General features: G+C 71.7%; 17 protein-coding genes. 2 read left to right on the plus strand and 15 right to left on the minus strand.

The features are described from left to right. Nucleotides 1-45: 45 nt before the first annotated feature. The 9 genes from LHJ74_RS00610 to LHJ74_RS00650 form a co-directional block, all read right to left on the minus strand. Entirely contained in the window at nucleotides 46-1,635 is a 1,590-nt protein-coding gene (locus tag LHJ74_RS00610; protein WP_260215367.1) for an FAD-dependent monooxygenase, read from the minus strand. After that, the gene (locus LHJ74_RS00615) at nucleotides 1,635-2,627 is read right to left on the minus strand and encodes an aromatase/cyclase (protein ID WP_260215368.1); all 993 of its coding nucleotides are present in this window, start codon (nucleotides 2,625-2,627) and stop codon (nucleotides 1,635-1,637) included. The genes LHJ74_RS00610 and LHJ74_RS00615 overlap by 1 nt, the downstream gene beginning before the upstream one ends. A gap of 194 nt (nucleotides 2,628-2,821) precedes the next feature. Continuing rightward, the gene (locus LHJ74_RS00620; protein ID WP_260215369.1) at nucleotides 2,822-3,622 is read right to left on the minus strand and encodes an SDR family NAD(P)-dependent oxidoreductase; all 801 of its coding nucleotides are present in this window, start codon (nucleotides 3,620-3,622) and stop codon (nucleotides 2,822-2,824) included. Nucleotides 3,623-3,638: 16 nt separating this feature from the next. Beyond that, entirely contained in the window at nucleotides 3,639-3,914 is a 276-nt protein-coding gene (locus LHJ74_RS00625) for an acyl carrier protein (protein ID WP_260215370.1), read from the minus strand. A 119-nt stretch (nucleotides 3,915-4,033) separates the two neighbouring features. Then, nucleotides 4,034-5,242: a ketosynthase chain-length factor gene (locus tag LHJ74_RS00630; RefSeq protein ID WP_260215924.1), complete on the minus strand. Its 1,209-nt coding sequence runs from the start codon at nucleotides 5,240-5,242 to the stop codon at nucleotides 4,034-4,036. Nucleotides 5,243-5,268: 26 nt separating this feature from the next. Further along, the gene (locus LHJ74_RS00635) at nucleotides 5,269-6,540 is read right to left on the minus strand and encodes a beta-ketoacyl-[acyl-carrier-protein] synthase family protein (RefSeq protein WP_311203237.1); all 1,272 of its coding nucleotides are present in this window, start codon (nucleotides 6,538-6,540) and stop codon (nucleotides 5,269-5,271) included. Beyond that, nucleotides 6,537-6,866, minus strand: a complete 330-nt coding sequence (locus LHJ74_RS00640) for a TcmI family type II polyketide cyclase (protein WP_260215373.1) — start codon at nucleotides 6,864-6,866, stop codon at nucleotides 6,537-6,539. The genes LHJ74_RS00635 and LHJ74_RS00640 overlap by 4 nt, the downstream gene beginning before the upstream one ends. A gap of 2,859 nt (nucleotides 6,867-9,725) precedes the next feature. Further along, nucleotides 9,726-10,421, minus strand: a complete 696-nt coding sequence (locus LHJ74_RS00645; protein ID WP_260215374.1) for an antibiotic biosynthesis monooxygenase family protein — start codon at nucleotides 10,419-10,421, stop codon at nucleotides 9,726-9,728. A gap of 133 nt (nucleotides 10,422-10,554) precedes the next feature. Next, the gene (locus LHJ74_RS00650; protein WP_260215375.1) at nucleotides 10,555-12,054 is read right to left on the minus strand and encodes an FAD-dependent monooxygenase; all 1,500 of its coding nucleotides are present in this window, start codon (nucleotides 12,052-12,054) and stop codon (nucleotides 10,555-10,557) included. A 682-nt stretch (nucleotides 12,055-12,736) separates the two neighbouring features. On the opposite strand from LHJ74_RS00650, the gene LHJ74_RS34310 reads away from it, so the two are divergent. Next, nucleotides 12,737-13,276, plus strand: coding sequence for an ATP-binding protein (locus LHJ74_RS34310; RefSeq protein WP_375546631.1), 540 nt, complete (start codon nucleotides 12,737-12,739; stop codon nucleotides 13,274-13,276). A 399-nt stretch (nucleotides 13,277-13,675) separates the two neighbouring features. Here the strand turns inward: LHJ74_RS34310 and LHJ74_RS00655 are convergent, their stop codons facing one another. After that, complete coding sequence (locus LHJ74_RS00655) at nucleotides 13,676-14,113, minus strand: pyridoxamine 5'-phosphate oxidase family protein (protein WP_375546632.1); 438 nt, start codon at nucleotides 14,111-14,113, stop codon at nucleotides 13,676-13,678. A gap of 235 nt (nucleotides 14,114-14,348) precedes the next feature. Between LHJ74_RS00655 and LHJ74_RS00660 the strand changes: the two genes are divergently transcribed. After that, on the plus strand, nucleotides 14,349-14,945 hold the full coding sequence (locus LHJ74_RS00660; RefSeq protein ID WP_260215376.1) for a TetR/AcrR family transcriptional regulator: 597 nt from the start codon (nucleotides 14,349-14,351) through the stop codon (nucleotides 14,943-14,945). 573 nt (nucleotides 14,946-15,518) lie between these two features. On the opposite strand, the gene LHJ74_RS00665 is transcribed toward LHJ74_RS00660, so the two are convergent. From LHJ74_RS00665 to secD, 5 genes are all read right to left on the minus strand, one after another. Then, a complete protein-coding gene (locus LHJ74_RS00665) occupies nucleotides 15,519-16,043 on the minus strand; it encodes a hypothetical protein (protein ID WP_260215377.1) in 525 nt (174 codons plus the stop codon). Between the two features lie 175 nt (nucleotides 16,044-16,218). Then, a complete protein-coding gene (locus tag LHJ74_RS00670) occupies nucleotides 16,219-17,034 on the minus strand; it encodes a putative RNA methyltransferase (protein ID WP_260215926.1) in 816 nt (271 codons plus the stop codon). 45 nt (nucleotides 17,035-17,079) lie between these two features. Next, nucleotides 17,080-18,609 (minus strand): DEAD/DEAH box helicase, encoded by a 1,530-nt coding sequence (locus LHJ74_RS00675; protein WP_260215378.1) that lies wholly within the window; start codon nucleotides 18,607-18,609, stop codon nucleotides 17,080-17,082. A gap of 224 nt (nucleotides 18,610-18,833) precedes the next feature. After that, nucleotides 18,834-19,037 (minus strand): cold-shock protein, encoded by a 204-nt coding sequence (locus tag LHJ74_RS00680; protein WP_027751034.1) that lies wholly within the window; start codon nucleotides 19,035-19,037, stop codon nucleotides 18,834-18,836. A 257-nt stretch (nucleotides 19,038-19,294) separates the two neighbouring features. Further along, nucleotides 19,295-21,616 (minus strand): protein translocase subunit SecD, encoded by a 2,322-nt coding sequence (gene secD, locus LHJ74_RS00685; protein WP_260215379.1) that lies wholly within the window; start codon nucleotides 21,614-21,616, stop codon nucleotides 19,295-19,297. Nucleotide 21,617 lies beyond the last annotated feature (1 nt).

Below are 21,617 nucleotides of genomic sequence, written 5' to 3' on the forward strand. Positions count from 1 at the left end.
GGCGTGCGTCCACAGCAGGTGCCCCGGGCGGGGTCACCTTTTTTTTCAGCGCGGCGGGCCGAACCAGTAGCCCAGCGCGTCTTGGAGCCGGTCGTCGTCGGCGGCACGGGCCCCGGCGGGGGCCTCGGTGCCGGGGGCGGGGGCGGCCTGGGCCCAGGCGAGGTAGCCGTCGGGGCGTACCAGCACCCGGGCCAGGCCGGCCAGGGGGCCGTCGGGGCGCGGGCGCAGCGCGGCGGCGTCCACCCGCTGGGCCCATCCCGGCGGCGGCAGCGGGTGGCGGCGGGGGGGCCGGCCGTCGGGGTGCAGGTGGAGCAGCAGGCCGCGGCCGCTGTGCTGGAGTGCGGCGGCGGTGGTGGTGTCCTGGGCGCCGGGCAGGGGCTGTGCGGCGTGGGGGGGCAGGCGGGAGCCGACCAGTGGGTGGGCGCCCTCCGGTGCGCTTTGGCCGGCTGCGGCGGGGGTGGGGGTGTAGTGGATGTCCAGGCCGCTGATCATGCCCGCGAGGCGGGCGCGTACCGGCTCCAGGGCCAGGAGCGCGGCGAGTGTCTCGCGCACGGGTTCGATGTCCGGGTCGCCCAGCAGCAGCAGGGCCTGGGCTTCGATGTTGGCCAGTACGCGGGCGCCCACCGTGCGGCGTTCGTGGCTGTAGCTGTCCAGCAGGTGGTCGCCGGCGCCGTGGCGCAGGTGTGCGGCGAGTTTCCAGCCGAGGTTGAAGGCGTCCTGCACTCCCAGGTTCAGGGCCTGGCCGCCGATGGGCATCTGCTGGTGGGCGGCGTCTCCGGCGAAGAGGATCCGGCCGCTTCGGTAGTGCTCCAGCTGGCGGTTGGCGTCGCCGAAGGAGTTGGCCCACAGCGGGGTGCCGCTGGTGAGGTCCTCGCCGGTGACGTGCTTCCACGCCTGGGCGATCTCGCTGAAGTCGGGGTCCTGGGTGCGGGCGGGGGGCGGGCTGCCGAAGGCGTGGACCATCACGCGGGTGACGCCCTCGCGGGTGGCGGCGATGGCCAGGCCGCGCGGCAGGCGCTGGAAGCGGCGGTCGGGTATGGCGATGCCGGTGACGTCGGCGCGCAGCAGTTCGCGGCGGGCGCTGTGGCCGGGGAAGGCGGCGCCCGAGCGGGTGCGTACCGTGCTCTCCTGGCCGTCGCAGGCAACCAGGTAGCGGCCCATCCAGGTGCGCGGGCCGCCGGCGCTGTGGGTGCGGGCCTTGACCCAGCCGCCGTCCGCCTCTGACGCGGCGGCGCCGGCGTGGGTGTGGGTGGTCCAGCCGGCCAGGCGGTGGCCGCGTTCGATGCGGGCGCCCAGGCGGCGGGCGCGGTGGGCCAGGAGTTCCTCGGTGCGGGCCTGGGCCACCTTCCACTGGCCGCACAGGGGGCTGTCCCCGCTCAGGTCCATGGGGATGCCGCCGAAGTGGCCGGCTCCTTGGCGCGGTGCCCCCTCCAGGGGGGTCAGCAGGCCGCGCATGTCGAGGATCTCCATGGTGCGGGCGTGCAGGGTGCTCGCCCGTGACTCGGTGGTGGGCTCGGTGCGTTCCTCCACCACGGTCACCGTCACGCCGGCCAGGGCCAGTTCCCCCGCGAGCATCAGGCCCACCGGTCCGGCGCCCACCACGATCACGTCGCACTCGTGCGAGGCGGTGGCCATCAGGAGCTGCGCTGCCCGGCCTGCTGCCCGCTCCCGGCCGTGTCGCCAATCTGGTTCTCGGCGTGGTTCCTGGCGTGTTCCAAGGTGGCGCGGCTGTTGGTGCTCAGCGCGGTGTGGACGTAGGAGCGGGCGTCGGCGGGGGTGGCCTGGGGGCCCAGGACCGCTTCGATGTTGGCGGTGTTGAGGGTGACGGTGTGCTGGGAGGAGGCCAGGGTGCTGGGCCCTTGCGGTCCCCTCTCCTGGGTGAAGGTCCAGATGCCGGTGTGCAGGCTCATCAGGGCGGGCAGGGTGACCTGCTTGTAGGCGATCTTGTGGTGGGGGAAGGTCACCCGCCAGGACTTGGTGGTGTGCACCGAGCCGTCCTTGGCGCGGGTGTCCATCTCCAGCAGCTGCAGGCCGGGGTCCTCCTCGCTCAGGCGGACGCTGGCCACGTGCGGCAGCCGCTGGGACCACAGGTGGGCCTCGTCGATGAAGGAGTAGGCCGCGGCGGCCGGGCCCTGGATGCGGACGCTGTCGGTGAAGGAGAAGGTGTGCTCCTGGGCGGCGCAGGCCGCCTCCAGGTTCTCCTTGAGCGCGGCCAGCTCCGAGCGGCTGTTGCGGTCGACGGCCTCGTCGATCCACGCCAGGTCTGCGGGGTTGTCGTCGATGGCCCGGTAGTCGTGCAGCAGCCGCACCCGGCAGGACTGGGCGCCGGTGGCCTCGATGATCCAGGTGCCGCCCATCGCGGCGACCGGCGGTGCGGGGATCTCCTGGCGGAAGGTGATACGGCTGGCGGCCTCATCCAGCGTGCGGCGCGAGGTCCAGTTCTTCGCCTTGCCGCCGGCGGTGGCCCAGATGCGTATCAGCTCGCGGGTGCCCTGGGACTCCGCCTGCTCGGCGAAGAGGGTCGGGGGGAAGATACGCGGCCAGTTGGCCACCTCGGCCAGCAGGCGGTAGACCGCCGGGGCCGCGGCGGCGACCGTGATGCTGTGCTCGACCTCGCGGATGGTCATCGGATACCTCCGTGGATGCATCGCCCCCCGGGGGGGGCGGAGAGAAGGGAAGAGGGCGGGGCCCGCGCGCATCCCGGCGGGCACACACCGGTGCGCCGCCGGGCAAACCGGCCAGGCGCCCCCTCCCCGGGAGCAGGGTGGGCAAGGGGGGCCCGGATGCCCGGCCGGCCGGCGGCGAGGCGGGGCGGGGGGGTTCAGAAGTTGCCCAGGCCCCCGCAGACGTTCAGCGCCTGGGCGGTGATGGAGGCGGCCGTCTCGGAGACGAGGTAGCCCACCAGGCCGGCGACCTCCTGGGGGGTGGAGTAGCGGCCCAGGGGGATCTTCGCCTGGAACTTGGCCAGGATCGCCTCCTCGGTGGTGTCGTAGGCCGCCGCGTAGCCCTGGCGCACCCGGGCGGCCATGGGTGTCTCCACATAGCCGGGGCACACCGCGTTGACGGTGATGCCGGTGGGAGCCAGCTCGTTGCCCAGCGCCTTGGTGAAGCCGACCACCGCGTGCTTGGAGGCGGAGTAGGGGGCGCCCAGCACCACACCCTGCTTGCCGGCGGTGGAGGCGATGTTGATGATCCGGCCGCGGTCCTTGTGCCGCATCCCGCCGGCGTTGAGGACTTCCTTGGTCATGCGGAAGACGCTGTTCAAGTTGGTGTCGACCACCTGGTTCCACAGCTCGTCGCTGATGTCGGCGGTGACCCCGCCGCCCGAGCGGCCCGCGTTGTTGACCAGGACGTCCACCGTGGCGTAGCGCTGGCGGGCGGCGGCCACGAAAGCGGAGATCGCGGCCGGCTCGCACACATCGAGCACGCAGCCGTCCACCTCCATGCCCTGGGCCCGCAGTTCCTTGACGGTGGCCTCCACCGCGGAGGCGCTGCGCGCTCCGATGAAGACGCGGTGCCCGCCGGAGGCCAGCAGCCGTGCGGTGGCCAGCCCGATGCCGCTGGTCGCGCCGGTCACCAGCGCGACCGGGCCCGAAGTAGCGGGTGCGGTGTTCTCACTCATGGATTCGGGTTTCCCTTCACACGGTGCGGGCGGCGGCGGACAGATGGGCGTTGACGGTCTCGATGAGGGCGCGCGGGGTGGGCATGTCGCTGAGCGCTTCGTCATCCAGCGAGATGCCGTACTCCCGCTCGATGCGCCCGCCGGTCTCCAGCAGGGCCAGCGACTCGTAGCCCAGAGCCTCGAACTCGGTGTCCAGGACCTTTTCGTCCCCCCAGTCCACGCTCTCCCCTCCGCCCGCGGCCTCCAGCACGATGCGCGTGAGATCGGCGAGGGTGAAAACCTCGGCAGCCATACAGAACTCCCCTTGAAAAATATTCCGGCATCGACGTGTCTTTCGGCGCTCTCCCGCCAGACCCCCGCCCCTGGCGGCGTGTTCGGGCCGCCCGCGGGGGCGGTGGCGGGCGGGCGGGTCTAGGGGCGGGCGGCGTCCTCCTGCCCGGCGGCGCGGATTACGGCCGCCGAGTTGAACCCGCCGTGCCCGCGGGCCAAAACCAGCACGGTGCGCACCGCGGCGGGCCGCGGCTGACGGGCCACCAGGTCCAGCCGGTAGGCGGGGCGGGCGCGGGTGTGCACGGTGGGCGGGATGAGCTGGTCGCGGATGGCCAGCAGCGCCCCGGCCACATCCAGCGGCGCCGCCCCCGAATACAGCCGCCCCGTCATCGTCTTGGGCGCGGTGACCGGCACCCCGTGCGGGCCGAAGAGCGCGCCGATGGCCTCCGCCTCCACCTCGTCCAGGTCCGCGCTGGCGGCCGCGTCGGCGAAGACGGCGTCCACCTCGCCCGCGGTGACGCCCGCGTCATCGAGCGCCACCTGCGCCGCCCGCCGCAGCGCGGGCGGGCGCCCCAGGCCCGGGGCCGGGTCCATCGTCGCCCCGTAGCCGGCCAGCTCCCCGTAGACGCGCGCGCCGCGCCGGCGTGCCGCCTGCGCCGATTCCATGATCAGCAGCGCGCCGCCCTCACCGGGCACATAGCCGCACGCCCCGGCGTCGAAGGGCAGGTAGGCCCCCTGGGGCTCCTCGCTGGTGGAGAGGCGCCCGCTGGTCTGCTGCGCCACCCACCCCCACGGGCACAGCGAGGCGTCCACCGCCCCGGCCACGATCAGCGCGGTGCCGCGGCGGATGAGCCGCCGCGCCTGCGCCAGGGCGTCCAGACCGCCGGCCTGGTCGCTGACGACCACGCCCGCCGGGCCCTTCATCCCGTTGCGGATGGAGATCTGCCCGCTGTTGACCGCGTAGAACCAGGCGAAGGACTGGTAGGCGGAGACGTGGGAGGCCCCCTGGCTCCACAGTTTGCGCAGCTCCTCCTGCCCGAACTCGAAACCGCCCGAGGAGGAGGCGGTGACCACACCCATGTCGAACGCGGGAAGCGCCGCGGGGTCGATGCCCGCATCGGCCAGCGCCCAGTCGGCGGCCGCCAGCGCCATCCGCGTCATCCGGTCGGTCTGCGGAAGCAGCCGGCTGGGCAGATGGTCCCCGGCCACGAACCCGGGCACCTGCCCCGCCAGCTTCGAGGGATACCCCGAGGGGTCGAACCGTGTCAGACGGCCGATACCCGAGGTGCCGCCGCAGGTGGCCGCCCACCAGTGGTCGGCGCCCAGCCCGTTGGGCGCCGCCACGCCCATCCCGGTGAAGACCGCCGCAGCGCCGCTCACCGCACACTCCGCTCGGGCCGGGCCAAGACCATCGCGCTCTGGAACCCGCCGAAGCCGCTGCCCACGCTCAGCACCGCGTCCACCGCGACCTCGCGGGCGACCAGCGGCACATAGTCCAAATCGCACTCCGGGTCGCGGGTGTGCAGATTCGCGGTGGGCGGCACCACCTGGTACTCCATCGCCAGCGCGGAGGCGGCGATCTCGATCGAGCCGATCGCCCCCAGCGAATGCCCCACCATCGACTTGATCGAGGAGATGGGCACGCTCAGCGCGCGCCGGCCCAGCGCCCGTTTGAACGCCGCCGTCTCGTGCCGGTCGTTCTGCTTGGTGCCCGAGCCGTGGGCGTTGATGTAGTCCAGCGCGTCCGGCTCCATCCGCGCCTCCCCAAGCGCCACCTTGATGGCCTCCGCCATCTCCGCCCCATCGGGCCGCAGCCCCGTCATGTGGTAGGCGTTGCTGCGCGTCGCGTACCCGGCGACCTCCGCGTACAGGTGCGCGCCCCGCTTGCGGGCCGCCTCCAGCTCCTCGAGGACCACGAAGGCGGTGCCCTCCCCCAGCACGAACCCGTTACGGGTCCCGTCGAAGGGACGTGAGGCGCTCGCGGGGTCGTCCGCGCGGGGAGTGGTCGCCTTGATCGCGTCGAAACACGCCATGGTGATCGGGGAGATCGGCGCGTCCGAGGACCCGGCCACCATCACCTGCGCCGAGCCCTCCCGTACCAGCTCCGCCGCATAGCCGATCGAGTCGATACCCGAGGTGCAGCCGGTGGAGACCACCGTGGAGGGGCCCTCGGCGCCCACCGCCCACGCCACCTCGGCGGTGAAGGAGCTGGGCACCAGATGGCTGTAGAGGTGCGGGGCCGCATACCGGTGGTCGACAAGGTCCAGGCGGCCGCCGTCACTGACGACCCGGTACTCGGTATCCAGACCCATCGTGGCGCCCACCGCGGAGCCCACCGTGACCCCCACCTGGGCGGGGTCGCCCGCCTCCATGTCCAGACCGCTGTCGGCCACCGCGCCGCGGGCGGCGACGACCGCCAGCTGCGCGGCACGGTCCATACGCCGTACCTCCTGCGGGGTCAGGCCCCTCGCGTGCGGATCGAAATCGATCTCCGCGGCGACTTTCGAACGAAACGGTGCCGGGTCGAAGAAGGTGATCGAGCGGGTCGCGGTACGGCCCTCGCTGATCAGCGACCAGAACTCCTTCATCCCCACACCGCCCGGAGCGATCACCTCCATGCCGGTGATCACCACCCGCCGGCCGCTCACGCGGGCGCCTCCCATGAATAAAACCGCGCGGCCATCGCATCGGCCGGTGAACGCCAGGTCGCCGGGTCATACGGCGCGATGAACGGTTTGAGGTCCTCACTGATCCGCACGAACCGCGGATCACTCTTGGCCTCCTCGATGAGCCGGCCGCCGTTGTCCTGATCGAAGTCCTGCAGATGGAAATACAGGCCGCGGAAGGAGAAGAGCTGACGGCGGCGGGTACCCATCAGGTGCGGCATCCTTGTGGCGTCGAAATCGTTGAACAAAGCGGCCACGTCCGCGTCCGCGCCTGGCTCCATCCGGGCGACGATCAGCGTGCTGTGCATAGAGAACACTCCTTCGCGGTGAGCGGATGACGGCCGGGAAAGGCGACGTGCGGGGCACGTCCCGAAAAGACGGGGACAAACACCGAGGCGGTGAACAGTGCCGGACACCGGCACCCCGGGCAGAAAAGAGGAGGAAGGGGCGCCACCGGACGCCGGCTGGATGTATTCCCGCACCGCTGTGACACCTTGTAAAACCCCCCGTGCCCCCCTGCTGGTGAAAAGCTGCCGCAGGCTGCTGCCTCTCAAGACTCCAGAACCGGCCCGTCTCCATCAAGGCGTGCCGCTTCATGTCTGCGTCCGCTTTGTCAGATCCCACACAGCCACTGCAGCCATGTCAGAAAAGGGCCAGCCCCACGCAAGGCATCCCCGCTCCCATGTCAGACCCCGCCACCGGCACACACAGCACACCCCGGCGCAAGGGGGCCCTTGGCACCGCGAGAGCGGGGGCGGCGAAACACAGCCCGGCAGCCCGACGCCACCTTGCAGGGGTGGGGTGGGGTGCGTCTTCGCCGGCTCGAAACCGCAGGCCCGGGGAGTGGGGGTGACGGTGTTCCAGGTGTGTGCGCCGCTCGCGGGCGGCAGGCTGCGAGGGGGATCGTCGGCCGGCGCGGCCGGCCGACGGGTTCACCACAACGCGGTCACCGGCGGGCCGCGTCCCTGCGCCCGCGAGGCGGTTTCGTGAGGAAGGCGGCCGTCTGGGGCCGGGTTTCTCCGGCTGATCCGCCCCTGTGCGGAAGCCGGCCCGGGCCCCTGCGGCAGCCCCCAGCCCCCCAGCCCCCCTTGCCGGATCCAGGTGAGAGACCCCAGTCCCTGCGACGCGCTGGTGGTCCTCGACAGCGGCGGCGCAGTGCGTGAACAGTTGCTGGGCGGCATGCGTGTGCGGGCGCCCCGTCTCGACGCGCTGCCCGAGGGCCGGTTCGCCGTGCAGGGGCACAGTCCGGCAGGGGATGCGCACGCGCGGACCTGCGGGACGGACGGGCGAAGGCGCCGCGGCTTCGCGAGGGGCGTGCGGTCGCCTGCCTGTTGGAGGACCGGCGGCGCCCACTACGCAAGTGCCTGTCTGGGCGAAGGCGTCCGCGCCCATCCGGTCACCGCCGCCGGCCGGGTGCGGGACAGCGGCGGCAACCGCCCACAGGGGGGCACGCCTTCACAGGGCGTCGCCTGCCTCGGGACGGTCCACGCCTTCACCGCCGACGACGGTGCCGCGTGGGCCGGCCGCTCACGCGGGCGTCCCGCTGCTCGAAGGCCGCACCAGCGGTGAGATCCGGCTGCGCAAGGACCCCGGTGGCCGCTCCCGCGGGGCCCGCCGTGCACGGCGGGCACCCCACGATGCCGGGCGGCGACCGGCAGCCGGAGCGCCCGCACCGCTGCCGCATGACAGAGCATGAGGCGTTGGAGGGCCCAGGAAGCCCGCCCGCCTCACCCCCCGACGGCGCACCGCTCAGGCCATACGCACCCCCTCCAGGGCGTGTTGTCCAGATCGCCGCGGACCAGCCGCGCGGCCTGTGGTGCTGGGGCCTCCCCTCCGCAGGCAGGAAGCGGATCGCCAGGCGGAGGAGCGTCCTCATAGCGGGCGTACCGGGAGGGGCCCGGCAACGCGGCGAGGCGCGGCCGGCCGCGCGGGCGGCTCGTGTCACCGGATCGCCGCGGGCACGCGGCGATCCGGGCAACACGCCCTGAGGGCGGGGCCGGCATCCGTACCTGCGTGGCGCCTCGCCCGCACAGTGGTACGTCAGGGCGGCCTGAGGGCTCTCCCCTCCTCCCCCGGTGGATCAGCGCGCGGCGTCACAACGCGGTGCCCCGCAAGAGGGAGGCCCCCTTCCGTGCGGGAGGTGTCCGGGCGGCTTTGGCAACGCGGCGAGGCGCCAAAGCCGTGCCACCGCCGGGGACGAGAAAGCCCTCAGGCTTCGGGACGCCGCATCGCAGTGACGCGGCGCTGCGGTATCGCCCGAGCCGCAGGCCAACGCCCGGCGGCCGGCTTCCCCGTTCCTCACAACGGGCAGGGCGCGGGAGGCGGATGACCGCGGACCCAGGCCCGCGGCCGCGGGCCGGGACCGAGACCGGGACCGAGGCCGCCGGGCGAGGCCAGGGGCCGGGGGCGCGGGCCGGGACCGCAGGCCGCAGGCCGGGACCGGGACCGGGACCGGGACGGGGGCCGCCGGGCGCGGGCCGGGACCGCAGGCCGCAGGCCGGGACCGGGACCGGGACCGGGGCCGCCGGGCGAGGGCCGGGACCGGGACCGCAGGCCGGGACCGGGACCGGGACCGGGACCGGGACCGGGACGGGGGCCGCAGGGCGAGGGCCGGGACCGCAGGCCGGGACCGGGGGCGCAGGCCGGGACCGGGGGCGCAGGCCGGGACCGGGGGCGAGGGGCGAGGCCAGGGGCCGGGGCCGCCGGGCGAGGCCAGGGGCCAAGGGCCAGGGGCCAGGGGCCGGGCGGGGATCCGCACCTTCCTCAGGCGGGCGAAGCCGTACCCGGCCGGTGCGCCAAGCGGCGCCGCCGCAGCGGACCGGCCGGCTCGGCTGAAGCGGGCCGGGACACGATGCCGTGCGAAGCGGCAGCACGGCGGCACGAGCTGGCGCGGCGATGCGGCGGGAGAGGCCGTGCGGCAGCACGGCGGCGCCCAGACCTCGCTTCTTCCCCCTCTGGGCGGCGGCGAGGCGCAGCCCGACGCGGCCCCGGCGCCGCCCGGCACGCACCACCTGGGCCCCGCCTGGGCCCCACCTGGGCCAAGGCACCCCGGTAAAGGGCGGATCCGCCGCCCGGGCGGGCCGGGGCGGCACGCCCCCGACCCGCCACGCCCCCCGGGGGGCGCCACGCCCCCGCCCCCCCCGGGGGGCGCCGCGGCGCCCGCCCGGCTACTGGCCCGCGGAGCGCGAATGCACCGGCAGATACGAATTCCAGTCGCTGGAGGTCACCAGAGCCTCCACCCGCGCCTGGGATTCCCGCCGCGCGGCGCTCTGCTGGGACTGCGGCACACCACGGAAGGCGTCATACGCCTCCTTGCCGTCCCACTGGGAATACGACACCGCGAAAGCCCCCTCGAGCCCCCGGGCCGCCAGCCCCCGCAGCACCGTGTGCGAACGGACACCCGACTCGGCCTCCAGCCACTGGCCCGCCTCGCCCAGCGCCTCCACCAGCGCGTCACGGTCGGCCTCGGCCACCTTGAAAATCTCGATCACCGTGTAGTCGTCCCCACCGGGAACCACCTCCACCGCCCCGCCCGGAAGCCCCGGCCGCCAGGTGAAGGCCACCTCCGTCTGCAGCAGCCGGATCGAGGTCGTCAGCTCCTGGAAGAGCGGCAGCGTCCGGTGCCGGAACTCCTCACCGGCATACCGCGCCTCCAGATCCTCACCATTGCGCCACTGGATCAGATTCGCCGTACCGAACCGGCCCAGGCCGCTGTGCATGCTGCTGGAGATCCACCCCGCGAACGCCGCGGAGTCCACGATCTCCTGCATCGCCCCCAGCAGACGCTCCTGCTTGTCCGCCGCGTCTGTAGCGAACAGATTGAGCACCGTGAGATGACGGTCCTCCACAGAAATCTTCGGCATTCCTCACACCTTCCTCAACACACACGACACGGCTCACGACGACATGACTCACGTTCACAGCCGGCGGGCCCCCGGCCGGCACACCCCGCCCACGAAAGAGGCGGGGCCCAGGAGATGGGGCCCGGGCAGGAGGTCACAGCGGCCGGCCGAACCACCGCTCAAGCGCCGCCGCCAGCCCGGGCTGCGCGTCCGGCTCGCCGCCCGCCCAGGCCACATAACCGTCCGGACGCACCAGCACCCCCCGCGGCCAGCCCTCGGCACCGCGCTCCTGGAGGACCGTGTCAACCCGGCCGGCCCAGCCTGCCGCCGCCGCCGCCAGCTCGCGGGCCCCCGCCCCCTCGGTGACCAGCAGCACACCCCGGCCCGCGTGCAAAAGCTCGAACCGTGTGCTCTTGACCCCCGCCACCACCACCTCGGCATCCGGCATCCGCCGCCCCAGCAGCGGATGCCCCTCCCCCTGCTGGTCGCCCATCTCGTGCCGGATGTCCAGCCCCGTCACCAGGCCCACCAGATGACGCTGCACCTCCTCGAAACCCACCAGCTCCGTGAAGACCTCGCGCAGCGGAGCCACCTCGTCCCCGCCCAGATACAAGATCCGCTGCGCCAGCGTGTTCGCCAGGATCCGGGCACCCACCGGATGCCGCTCACTGTGATAGGTGTCCAGCAGCGCCTGGGGGGCGTGCCCCTTCAAAGCCGCCGCCAGCTTCCACCCCAGGTTCACCGCGTCCTGCACACCCGCGCTCATCCCCTGCGCACCGATGGGCAGATGCACATGCGCCGCGTCCCCCGCCAAAAACACCCGGCCGCAGCGGTAGTGCTCCGCCTGGCGGCTGACATCGGTCGTCGAGGACACCCACAAAGGCGTCGCCCCCGAAATGTCCTCCCCCGACAGGCGGGTGAACGCCTCGCTGACCTCCGCGAAGGTAATCGGCTCCTTGCTGGTGCGCAGCGGCTGCGCCGCGTCGAAATAGATGATCCGGCTGCGGTCGGGGCCAAGAGGCAGCACCATCACCATGCCGCCGGGCACCCGCTCCCCGCTGAACCGCGGAGCCAGAGCCACCCCCGACACATCCGCGAAACGCAGCTCGACGGCCGGCTCGGTCCCCGGGAAGCCGATCCCCACCGACTTGCGCACGACACTGCGCGCCCCGTCACACCCCACCACGTAGCGGGCCCGTACCAGCGCCTCACCCGCCGGGCGCGAGCAACGGACCTCGACACCGGCGTCCTTCTCCTGAAGGCCGGTCACCTCCACCTGCCGCTCGATACGCGCGCCGCGCTCCAGCGCCCAGGCGCCCAGCATCTTCTCGGTCACCGACTGCGGGATACCACGCGCTCCGTACGAGCCGCCCTCAATCACCCGGTAATCGAGGCCGACCCCGCCGAAATGGCCCACGGGAATGACCTGGACATCACCCAGGCGGGACAGCAGACCGCGTTGGGAAAACTCCTCGATCGTGCGTGCGGAAAATCCGAGAGCGCGGGATTCCTGTACCGGTTCGGCTAGTTTTTCGAGTACGAGTACCGATACTCCGTTCAGGGCGAGTTCCCCGGCGAGCATCAGCCCGGAAGGGCCACCGCCGACCACCACCACGTCCGCATCGTAATCCGTGTCTGTGCCGGGAATGGTCATCGTGAGTTTTTCCTCCCACACCGGAAACAAAGCCGTTGGTAATACTTTCCCAGTATCCGGGGGCCGGTCGGTGTTTCCTATACCCGGTCACGACAAACCTTCGACAGCAACCACAAATTTGTGACACCCGTCCTCGATCGGGTATCGAACCCCGACAGGGCGGCACCCCCCCGCCCCCCATCCCCGCAACCGGGGGCCGGTAGCCGGGGCGGGGGCAGGGGGCAGGGGGCAGGGGGCAGGACAGGCCCAGAGGCCGGAAGACCGGAAGACCGGAAGACCGGGGCCGGAGGCAGGCGCCGGGGACGGAAGGCAGGGGCAGGAAAGCAGGCGCCGGAAGGCAGGGGCAGGAAAGCAGGGGCAGGAAAGCAGGCGCCGGAAGGCAGGCGCCGGGGGACGGAACGCAGAGGACAGAGCGGGGACGCAGAGCCGGAGAGCCGGAGGGCCAGGGGGCCGGAAGGCAGGCGCCGGGGGACGGAAGGCAGGGGCCGGAAGGCAGGCGCCGGAAGGCAGGCGCCGGAAGGCAGGCGCCGGAAGGCAGGCGCCGGAAGGCAGGCGCCGGGGGACGGAACGCAGAGACGGAAGGCGGAGGGACAGGGGCGGAGGACAGAGGCGGAGGCGGAGGCCAGGGGGCCGGAGGGCCCGGGACGGAAGCGGGGGGCAGAACGGCCCGGGGCCGGAGGGAGTGGGGGGTGCCGCGAGGACACGGCGAACAGGGGCCGCCGAAGGAGCAGGAACAGAACACGAAAACAGAGCCACAGAGCCACAGAGCCACAGGGCCACAGGGCCACAGGGCCACAGGGCCACAGGGAAAAGTCACCCCACCGAGGGACTCGCCCAGACCACGGCCGGGAAAGACCTGCGGGTGTCCTGGTTCACCCTGGAGACGCTGAGCACCGCTGTCGGCAAATCGAAGGCCGACGGGCCCACCGCCCGCACCCTCGCCCGGATCTGCCGGGCCGGTTTGATCGTCATTGACGACACTGGCCTGCTGCCGGCCGACGGGGACGCCGCCGAAGCGTTCTACAGGATCACCGACGCCGCCTACGAACGTCACAGCATCGCGGCGACCAGCAATATCCACCCTCCGGGCTCCGGCACGATCACGCCCAAGCCCCTCGCCGGCACGCGACCACCTCATGCACCACGCCCACCTCGTGACCACCACGGGCGACTCGCATCGCCTCGCCGAGGCCCTCGCCGGCCAGGCAGTGGCCCCCCTTGAACCGACCCCCAAACGGGAACACCACTGGCCACACGCCAGGGCATCTCATGGCCACCCGCCCGGACACCAGCGGCCACCCACCCGGGCATCTCAATGGCCGCTGACAGACGGCAAGGAGCACGACACCCCCCGGGGGGGCCCTGGGTTCCAGCGGTCGTCGCAACACCCCAGTTCAGCAATGCGACGGACTTCGAAATCCAGGATGCCCCGGGGCCAGGCGAAGACCCGCCGCCTGACACGGGAGCGCAAGGCATACTTCCAGCTCATACAGCAGGGCCACGGCAACGGGGAGGCCACCCGGATCGTCGGGATCAACCCGCCGACCGGCAGGAGACGGCGCAACGGCAGCAAGCCGGAGCCCAGACGGGGGCACACGCCACCGCAAAAGCCAAAGACCGGTCAGCAGTTCAGGGACATCACCCGGTCCACCGACACCTCCAGCACCACACGCCCCGGCGGCCTCGGCGGCGGCGAACCGTACCGCCGCGTATAGCGCCCCACTCCCTGGGCCACCCGCTGAGGGTCGTCACTGACCACCCCCACCCCCTCCAGCGTCACCCAGCGGAACCCCTCCGCCTGACACAACGCCACCCGCGCCCCCGGCACCCGCAGCACATTCCGTGCCTTGACCGAGGAAGCCACCGTCATCACACGGGCCACTCCCGCCTCCTGGTCCCAGGTGAACCGCACCACCACCACATGCGGTGAACCATCCCCGCGCAACGTGGTGACCGACGCCACCGACGGCGTATCCAAAAACGAGGCGACCCCCGCCGAGACACCCACCCTGGCACCCGCTGAAACCTGGCCCACGGAAACCCCGCCCTCACCCGACATCGGCAACACCCCTCCCACACCACACACACGGACACACCACGGCACCCACACCAACAACCGGACACCGGCAGCGCGACGAGCGGCGGGACAGCCCCGCGAGCACCCCCGCCCGACAGCCCGTCACACCCCCGGCACACAAGAAACACACCCCCGCCACACCCCCGGCCGGCCCCTTGCACACACCACAACACCCCCCCGACAACACATAGTAGAGTGAACCGGAAGGAGGTTCCGTATGACAACACCCACCACCGCACCCACCCACCCACGGCGTCTGCGCGCCGACGCGGAGCGCAACCGCGCCCGCATCCTCAACGCCGCCCGCACCCTCTTCACCCAGCACGGCACGCACGTGTCCATGGACGAAGTCGCCCGCCACGCGCAAGTGGGCATCGGTACCCTCTACCGCCACTTCCCCACCAAAGACGCCATGGTCGAGACCGCGTCACAGCAACGCTTCGGGGAAATCCTCACCTACTACCACACCATCAGCCACAACCACCCCGAGCCCCTCGAAGCACTCCACCTCCTGCTGACCCGTATCGCTGAAGTCGAAACCCGCGACCGCGGCTTCGCCACCGCTCACACCCACACCAACCTCGGCAGTCAGAAACCCCCCAGCCCGCTACGGGAGAACCTGGAGACCCAGCTGGTCCAGCTCACCACTCAGGGCCAGCATCAAGGCACCATCCGCACCGATATCCACCCCACCGACATCCTCCCCATCACCTGCGGACTCACCGCTATCGCCCACCACCAGACCGGTGACTACCGGCAATACATCACCATCACCCTCGACGGCCTGAAACCCCAACAACCCACAACAAACTAAACAGACAGAGTGAGCGAACACGACAGAAGCAACGCACTCCTCCCTCCGCTGAGGGCGTTGCGGCACGGCGATGCGTACTGCATCGCGCCTACCTGCGTTCCGCGGGCGAAGCTCCACTCGCGTGGCACCGGCAGATCCCGGTCTCCGCGCCAACCGGGCCACCTGCTGTTGGGTGACCGGCCCGTTCACTGACAACAGTCCTGGACGATCCCGCGACTGACGCTGCCTCCGCGTCATCGCCCTCTCGTTCTACGGCCGTCCCAGATGGTGCGTAGGCCTTCGCCGGTCGCGACAGCAGCCCTTGAGCTCGTTCTTTGATCGTTCCCAGCGCTGACCGTCACGGCTCATGGACGTTGCCGCCACTGGGCTGCCGCTGGGGTGCTGTACATCGCCGTCTCGCCAGCCCTCCGACGCGATCGCGATCACCGGTCTCCTGATCATGAGGACCCCGTTCCTGCTCCCCGGCACGACCACGCGTTCCGGCGGCAGCAGAACTGGAGCGGGGCACGGCTGAGCCCTGCCCCGCTGTCCGGAGACAGCCGGGCAGGGCCCTCATTCGCGCGATGTGCCTGTTCAGCAGCGCTTGGAGCTGGCAGCCTCATAGGTGAGCGCTGAACCCGACGGGCGCAGGGTGCCGACCGCGGAGGTACAGACGGAAGCGGTGTCCGTACCGTTCGACCAGTACTCCTGACCGTTGCTGTCCAGCCAGCTGCGCTTTCCGGACGTCTCGTCCTGGTCGTGGTTGTAGATGCCGATGCTGACGTCGTAGTCGTCTTCCTTCTCGCGGAAGCTCTCCCAGACCCAGAGGTATCCGTAGTTCTCCTTGCACTCGGGCGAGTAGAACTGCTTGACCGACGCGATCTGGACGCCGTCACGCGTGATGTGGCCGGTGGTGCCGATCTGGTAGGCGTCCGGACAGACACCACCAGCCTTCGCCTTCGCACTCATGGGATTGCCTTCGGCTGAAGGCGCCGTGGACTTGGTCGTGTTGCGCTCGGACGGTGCCGGAGCCGGTCCGCTGCCCGCGGCGGCGGTCCCCGCCGGGATGAGTACGAAGGCACATGCGAGGGCCGCGATGGCGATCCTGCGTGAACGCATGATGTTTCCCCCTGCTCTGTTCGGTGTCATCTGTGAGGTGTGACCTGTGAGATGTCACCCGAAGCGCCCAGCACAGCGAGGTCATCCCTCCGGCAGACGAGACCGGAGGGGCGCCAGCCATGCGCTTCGGCTACCCAGTAAGACACCCGGACCGGGCGAAGGGTTGTGGCGCGATTCAGTTCGGCTGGTAGACCGAAAGGGTGAAGGAGGCGGTCACCGTGAAGGGCGCGTCCAACTCGGCCGTGCGGCGGGCCGCTTCGCCGGCTTCGAGATGGTGGCTGGAGGGGCCCATCGCCACCGCGTTCTCCACGTCATGCGCGGGTAGCGCGAGACCGTACTCCAGCGATTCCGTGTGCTCCGACCGGAAGTGGTCCGCCAACGTGCGGCGGAGCCGGTCCTCCTTGGCAGTGTCGACGGACAATGTGCCCATCCGCTGCTGGAGTTCGGCCAGGTGCCGTGCGGTCGGTGTGACCACCACAAGAGCACCACCCGGACGCAGGACCCGACGGAACTCCGGACCGTTACGCGGGGCGAAGACATTGAGCAGGACGTCGACCGCACCCTCGCGCACCGGCAGCGGTTCCCACACGTCCCAGGTCGCGGCGCTTGCGCGCCCATGCGCTCGGGCGGCACGGCGCAGTGCGTACTTGGAGGCGTCCAGGCCCAACCCGACCGCACCGGGAGTGGCGTCCAGCAGCGCGGCCAGGTAGTACCCCGTGCCGACTCCCGCGTCCAGGACCGTGCCGCCCGGCGGGCACAGCGGCGCTGCCAGCTCGGCCAGCCGCCGGGCGAGCGGCGCGTAGTGGCCCGCCCGCAGGAAGCTGTCCCGGGCTTCGACCATGGCGGCGTTGTCGGCGGTCCCGACCCGCATGCCCCCCGTCAGCAGGCCGAGGTAGCCCTGCCGGGCGAGGTCGAAGGTGTGGCCTCGCGCGCAGCGGAGTGAGGTGGCCGCGCGTTCCAGCGGCCCTCCGCAGAGCGGGCAGACGAGCATGTCGAAGGGGCTGCGCGCCAACTCAGATTCCGGCTTGGACACGTGTCAGCTCCCGGGCGCGGCCCTGCGGGGGGCCGGACGCTGCGGCGAGGCCGCGCGCGCGGAGGATCCGCGGCGCGCCTGGGCGGATTGGCTCCGGCGTCCACGACTGGGGGTACCACTCGGGCGCTTGGCGCGCTCGGGCCGCTCAGGAGTGGGGGCGGTGACGGTGACGGGAATCCCGGAGGGCTCCCGGGCACCGGTGACCCGGGCGAGTTCGGTGTCGCCCGGCCGGACCTGGACGGTGCTGGCCGTGATGGCCGCGGCGGCCATCAGCCGCGTCATGTCACGCCGCTGATTGGGCAGTACGAGGGTGACGACGCTGCCGGACTCCCCGGCGCGGGCGGTGCGTCCGCCACGGTGCAGGTAGTCCTTGTGGTCGGTGGGCGGGTCGATGTTGACGACCAGGTCCAGGCCTTCTATGTGGATTCCGCGGGCGGCCACGTTGGTGGCGATGAGCGCGGTGACGTGACCGTTCTTGAACTGCTCCAGGGTGCGGTTGCGCTGCGGCTGGGACTTGCCCCCGTGCAGCGCGCCCGCTCGTACGCCGTTGGACAGCAGGCGCTTGGCCATCCGGTCGACGGCGTGCTTGGTGTCCATGAACATGATCACCCGGCCGTCGCGGGCTGCGATGTGCATGGCTGCGGCGTTCTTGTCGGCTTCGCTGACGTGCAGCACGTGGTGCTCCATCGTCGTGATGGTCCCGGCGGAGGGGTCGACCGAGTGGACGACCGGGTCGGAGAGGTAACGGCGCACCAGCTTGTCGACGTTCCGGTCCAGGGTGGCGGAGAAGAGCATCCGCTGGCCGCCTGGCTGCACCTGCTCAAGCAGTGCGGTGACCTGGGGCATGAAGCCCATGTCGGCCATCTGGTCGGCTTCGTCCAGGACGGTGATGCCCACCTGGTCCAGGACGCAGTCGCCCCGGCCGATCAGGTCCTTGAGCCGTCCCGGGGTGGCGACGACCACCTCCGCGCCGGTGCGCAGTGCGCCGGCCTGCCGCCCGATGGATACCCCGCCGACCACCGTGGTCATGCGCAGCTGTACGGCACGGGCGTACGGAGTGAGCGCGTCGGTCACCTGCTGGGCGAGCTCGCGGGTCGGCACGAGCACCAGTGCGAGAGGACGGCGGGTCTCGGCGCGGCGCCCGCTGATGCGGGCGAGAAGCGCCAGGCCGAACGCGAGTGTCTTGCCGGATCCGGTACGGCCGCGCCCCAGCACGTCGCGGCCGGCGAGCGAGTTGGGGAGGGTGGCGGCCTGGATCGGGAACGGAGCGGTGACGCCGTCCCGGCCGAGCGCGGCCAGCAGCGGGGCGGGCATGTCGAGTTCGGCGAAGGACTCGGCAGCGGGAAGTGACGGGGTGGTACTGACCGGGAGTGCGAACTCACCGCCGATGGTTCTGGGCTTGCCGCGGCCCTGGCTGCTGCCCTGACCGCCCTGTCCGCGGCCGGAGTTCTGGCCCTGCGGACGGGAACGCCTGCCGCCGTTTTCGGACTGGCGGGAGATGCGGTCATTGGAACGGGGGGAACGGTGGTTCATGCGAACCTTCCTCGGGACGGCACGTGTCGAGGAGGTCCCGGCGGCGTCTGGCCGCACATGGAATCGCAAGAACGAACCGGTATGGGGCGGGAATTGTGCCTTCCTGGTGCGCCGGAGTCTCCGGCCAGGAAGTCTGCGCCCTCGCTGCCGATCACGCAGAGGGCACACGCACGGGCCCGCACCTGAGGTGCGGGCCCGTGCTGCGCGGCAGGCCGCGCCGGAGATCAGATGAGGTTGATGCTCTCGGCCTGCGGGCCCTTGGGGCCCTGCGTGACGTCGAACTCGACCTTCTGGCCCTCGGCGAGCTCACGGAAGCCCTGCGCGTTGATGTTGGAGTAGTGGGCGAAGACGTCGGCGCCGCCGCCGTCCTGCGCGATGAAACCGAAACCCTTTTCGGCGTTGAACCACTTCACGGTGCCTGTAGCCATGTCAATCTCCTTCGGGGAGCGGAACCCACACCTTGCGGATCCCGTGACGTTGCGATGATCACCCGACCGGAGAAAACACCGGGAAAACAGAAAGTGCGCCTGAAGGTTCAGGACCAGCAGGCGCACACAAGAATCCATGGGAACCACAACTGCAACTGGACCCAACATAGCACGGCGGGTCCGAAATACCGGGGAGCGCTGCCCGCCCCGGAGCGAGGCGGGGCGGGGCAGCTGGGCTTCCCGGGGCAGGTGGGGCCTCAGACGCGGGCGCCGCTGTCCTCCTGCGTCCGCTTGGCCCTCGTACGGTTTCCCGGCTTCCCCTGTGCGGAGCGCCCAGGACGGGGCGGCGGGGCGCTGCCGCGGGCCTCGAGGGCGATGGCGAGCGGCGCGGCGGTGAACAAGGAGGAGTAGGTGCCCACGGTCACTCCGATGAGCAGCGCCAGCGCGAAGTCACGCAGCGTGTCTCCGCCGAGGGCGAAGAGCGCGCCGAGGATGAACAGCGCTCCCATGCCGGTGTGCAGCGTCCGTGGCAGTGTCTGGAGGATCGCGTTGTTGGCGACTCCGGCGAAGGGGGCCCGGCGGTCGGCCGACCACAGTTCGCGCACCCGGTCGAAGAGGACGACGGAGTCGTTGACGGAGTAGCCGATCACCGTCAGCAGCGCGGCCAGGAAGACTCCGTCGACGGGCTTGCCGAGCCAGGCGAAGACGCCGAGCAGGATCAGCGTGTCGTGTGCCATCGCCGCCACGGAGGAGGCGGCGAAGGTCCAGCGGAAACGCACGGCGAGATAGACGAGCTGGGCGGCCAGTGCCACCCCCAGGGCGATCAGCGCGTTGCGGCGCAGTTCGTCTCCGAGGCTGGGACCGATCATTTCGTCACTGGTCTTCTCGGTCCTTCCGCCGATCCCGGCGAGGGCGGTGTGGATCCCGGACTCGTCGGCGTTGGAGAGCTCCGAGGTCCGTACGGACACCTTTGTCCCGTCCGAGATCTGCACGACCGCCCGCGGCTGGCCGGCGTCGGCGACCGCGTCCCGGGCCGCTTCGGCGCTGACAGGCCTGCTGGTGGCGTACTCGACGAAGCGTCCTCCGGTGAATTCGACACCCAGTTCCAGTCCGCGCCCCAGCAGCCCGCCGGTGGCCAGGACGAGGACGGCGGCCGAGGCTGCCAGCCAGCGGCGCCGGTGGCGCATCAGGTCGGGGGTGTGGTCGGTGAGCCACCGGCTCACCCGGCCCCGGCCTGCGATGCCGGTGAGCCGGGGCCTGCGCGCGACCGCCCGGCGCCGTACGGCGAAGTCGGCAAGGACGCGGGTGATCAGCAGTGCGCTGATCATGGAGGCGAGCACGCCCAGGAAGAGGGTGACGCCGAATCCGCGCACCGGTCCGGAGGCGAGGAAGAAGAGCAGTCCGGCGGCGATCAGAGTGGTGAGGTTGGAATCGGCGATGGCGCTCAGCGCGTTGCGGAAGCCGGAGTCGAGGGCCGTGCCCAGGTTTCCCCCCCGCCGGTCGCGCCGTGCCTCGTACTCCTCGCGGGCTCGTTCGAAGACCAGCACGTTGGCGTCCACCGCCATCCCGATGGCGAGGACGAAGCCCGCCAGCCCGGGGAGGGTGAGCGTGGCGCCGACGGCGAGCAGAGCGGCGTAGGAGATCAGGCCGTAGCAGGCGAGGGCGACTGCGGCGAGGCCGCCCAGCAGGCGGTAGACGCACACGATGAACAGCGCGGTGAGCGTCACGCCGATGACCGCGGCGCGGGCGCTCGCCTCGATGGCCTCGTCTCCGAGGGTGGCCCCGACGGTGCGCTGTTCGATCAGGTCCACCGGCACCGGAAGGGCACCGCCGTTGATGAGCAGGCCCAGCTCCTTGGCCTCCTGCTGGCTGAAACTGCCGGTGATCTGGGTGGTGCCACCGGTGATGCCGGTGCCGCAGCTGACCGACGGGTCGACCTGCGGGGAAGAGATGATCTTCTTGTCCAGCACGATCGCCACGCGCCGCGACGGGTCTCCCGGCTGTGCGCAGGCGGCTTCGCCGGTCAGATCGGCCCAGTCCTTCTCTCCTTGGCCGCGCAGGTCGACCGAGACGAACCAGCCGGATCCGCGCTGCTGGTCGATCAGGGCCTCGGCGCTCTCGACCTCCGCGCCGGTGAGTGCGGCAGGTCCCAGCCGTACCCGCGCTCCTGTCTCGTCGGGCAGCACCTGCCCGGAATCGGTCCCGGAGGACTCGGCGGTGTCCTCGGCGGGGTCGAGGACGGGGTGGAAGCTGAGCTGTGCGGTGCGACCGAGGACTTCAGCAGCCTCGCGCGGGTCCTGCACGCCGGGCAGTTCGACGATGATGCGCTTGTCCCCGGAACGGACCAGGTTCGGTTCGCTGACGCCGAGGGCGTCGATGCGGTGGCGCAGCACCTCCAGGGTGCGCTCGGTCGCTTCCCGGCCGGCCTCGGTTGTCGGCGAGTCGCGGGTCTCCAGGACGATGTGGGTGCCGCCGCGCAGGTCGAGGCCGAGGCGGGGCGACTGGGTCAGGGCGAAGTAGCCCGAGAGGGCGAGCACGGCCAGTGCGAGCAGCGCCCGCAGTCTGGTGGCACGGGTCATG

The sequence above is a fragment of the Streptomyces gossypii genome, from assembly GCF_025165795.1.
In the GTDB taxonomy this organism is placed as follows: Bacteria; Actinomycetota; Actinomycetes; order Streptomycetales; family Streptomycetaceae; genus Streptomyces; species Streptomyces gossypii.

Excerpts from the sequence above, each read along its gene's own strand:
- LHJ74_RS00645 (WP_260215374.1), bottom strand. The coding sequence starts at position 10,421 with ATGCCGAAGATTTCTGTGGAGGACCGTCATCTCACGGTGCTCAATCTG.
- LHJ74_RS00655 (WP_375546632.1), bottom strand. The coding sequence starts at position 14,113 with ATGTCGGGTGAGGGCGGGGTTTCCGTGGGCCAGGTTTCAGCGGGTGCC.
- LHJ74_RS00675 (WP_260215378.1), bottom strand. The coding sequence starts at position 18,609 with ATGAACCACCGTTCCCCCCGTTCCAATGACCGCATCTCCCGCCAGTCC.
- secD (WP_260215379.1), bottom strand. The coding sequence starts at position 21,616 with ATGACCCGTGCCACCAGACTGCGGGCGCTGCTCGCACTGGCCGTGCTC.
- LHJ74_RS00630 (WP_260215924.1), bottom strand. The coding sequence starts at position 5,242 with ATGGGCGTGGCGGCGCCCAACGGGCTGGGCGCCGACCACTGGTGGGCG.
- LHJ74_RS00615 (WP_260215368.1), bottom strand. The coding sequence starts at position 2,627 with ATGACCATCCGCGAGGTCGAGCACAGCATCACGGTCGCCGCCGCGGCC.
- LHJ74_RS00650 (WP_260215375.1), bottom strand. The coding sequence starts at position 12,054 with ATGACCATTCCCGGCACAGACACGGATTACGATGCGGACGTGGTGGTG.
- LHJ74_RS00680 (WP_027751034.1), bottom strand. The coding sequence starts at position 19,037 with ATGGCTACAGGCACCGTGAAGTGGTTCAACGCCGAAAAGGGTTTCGGT.
- LHJ74_RS00640 (WP_260215373.1), bottom strand. The coding sequence starts at position 6,866 with ATGCACAGCACGCTGATCGTCGCCCGGATGGAGCCAGGCGCGGACGCG.
- LHJ74_RS00660 (WP_260215376.1), top strand. The coding sequence starts at position 14,349 with ATGACAACACCCACCACCGCACCCACCCACCCACGGCGTCTGCGCGCC.
- LHJ74_RS00665 (WP_260215377.1), bottom strand. The coding sequence starts at position 16,043 with ATGCGTTCACGCAGGATCGCCATCGCGGCCCTCGCATGTGCCTTCGTA.
- LHJ74_RS00670 (WP_260215926.1), bottom strand. The coding sequence starts at position 17,034 with ATGCTCGTCTGCCCGCTCTGCGGAGGGCCGCTGGAACGCGCGGCCACC.
- LHJ74_RS00625 (WP_260215370.1), bottom strand. The coding sequence starts at position 3,914 with ATGGCTGCCGAGGTTTTCACCCTCGCCGATCTCACGCGCATCGTGCTG.
- LHJ74_RS00620 (WP_260215369.1), bottom strand. The coding sequence starts at position 3,622 with ATGAGTGAGAACACCGCACCCGCTACTTCGGGCCCGGTCGCGCTGGTG.
- LHJ74_RS00610 (WP_260215367.1), bottom strand. The coding sequence starts at position 1,635 with ATGGCCACCGCCTCGCACGAGTGCGACGTGATCGTGGTGGGCGCCGGA.